2 protein-coding genes are annotated in these 1,468 nt (G+C 67.3%); one reads left to right on the forward strand and one right to left on the reverse strand.

The window, feature by feature from the left end:
* Positions 1-104: 104 nt before the first annotated feature.
* Positions 105-905 (forward strand): N-acetylmuramoyl-L-alanine amidase, encoded by an 801-nt coding sequence (locus DD1DGNOD_RS02740; RefSeq protein WP_165036363.1) that lies wholly within the window; start codon positions 105-107, stop codon positions 903-905.
* Here DD1DGNOD_RS02740 and DD1DGNOD_RS02745 read toward each other — a convergent pair.
* Entirely contained in the window at positions 890-1,363 is a 474-nt protein-coding gene (locus tag DD1DGNOD_RS02745; RefSeq protein WP_131769371.1) for a hypothetical protein, read from the reverse strand. The two genes, DD1DGNOD_RS02740 and DD1DGNOD_RS02745, sit on opposite strands and share 16 nt — an antisense overlap.
* Positions 1,364-1,468 lie beyond the last annotated feature (105 nt).

A 1,468-nucleotide genomic window follows, 5' to 3' on the forward strand; every position in this document is an offset into this window, starting at 1 on the left:
CGGCGATGTCGCCGGATCGGGGTCCAGCCGACGATGCGGGTACGACAGGCGCGAATGGGGAGCCCGGTCGATACCGCCCTGGTCCGGAGGTTTAGGATGTGGGCGTGGCACACATCGTTCAAGGCTTCCAGTATCGGCCGGTTAAGAACACCAATGGTGACACGATTCATCCGATCGGTCTGGTCCTGCACGTCGCACAGGGCAACGGCTCCCAGTTCAACTGGTTCAACGATCCGCAATCGCAGGCGTCGTCGAACTTATGGGCGGGCAAAGCCGGGCAGCGTGAGCAGTATGTGCCCTCGGACGTCCGGGCATGGGCGCAGGCCGCGGGCAACAGCACATACGATTCGATCGAGACCGAGGGCTTCGACACCGAGGCGCTGACGCCTGAGCAGATCGAGACCGTGGCCGTGGCCTACGCCGACGGTGTGCGCACCTTCGGCTGGGCGCTGGCTGTGACGGACACACCCGGCCAGTCCGGATTGATCACACATGGTGCGGGAAAGGTCTCGTGGGGTAATCATCCGGGTTGCCCGGGTACCATTCGCGCCGGCCAGCGTCATCAGATCATCGCGAGGGCCGCGCAGATCGTGGGAGGCGCGACGTCGCCTGTGCAGCCCAAGGTGGTGGCTTTGCAGCATGCGGTGCACGTGGCCGCGGACGGTGTCTGGGGCCCGATCACCGACGCGGCGCTCGCCGAGGTCCGGACCAACCGGCATACCAGGGCCGAGCAGGCCGCGGTCGGTGCGACCGTCGACGGCGTCTGGGGGCCCCTGTCACAGGCGGCATATGTCGCGACGGTGCGGACGATCCAGTCCATCCTCGGAGTGGGTGTGGACGGTGTCTGGGGGCCGATCACCGACCAGGCATTCGCCACCGCCCGTAATACTTACTTCACCCGCTGATCCCATTCGGCGACGAGAGCGTCCCAGGTACGGTAACGAGCCACCGGATAAGCGGCGGATACGACACCGTCGGGGTCGACAACGGCCACCGGATATCCAAGCTGTGCCCGGTACCCACGTGCGCTGATGACGAGACGGCCGCCGAGGCGGGCCGCGCCGACGATGATCGGCCGTGACGTCCATCTCGGGGCGGCCGCGGCGGCGAGCTCTTGTGCCGACAGCCATGCGTACAACCCGCAGACACAGTTCTCGCTCGGCATCCGCAGATGTGGCGTCAAATGCGCCTGGGACAGCTGGCTGCCGAGGCCGTCCCGCGCACCGCGTAGGCAGAACGCCCTGGTGAGGCCGTCGGGGCGCCACAACAACAGGTCAGCCGGGAACGGTGACCACGGCGTCCATGCCGGGCGCAACCAACCAGCGCCGTCCACCACCCACTGGCGCCAGCCGATGACGCTCACCTGCCTGCCGGCACAGGTTCGGCTTCGGCCGGTTCGGCCGGTTCGGGGAGCGTCAACGGCTCCTGCTCCGGCCAGGCGATCGGTTCGTCTTCAACGATCCGCAGC

The sequence above is a fragment of the Candidatus Protofrankia californiensis genome (genome assembly GCF_900634765.1).
GTDB lineage: Bacteria > Actinomycetota > Actinomycetes > Frankiales > Frankiaceae > Protofrankia > Protofrankia californiensis.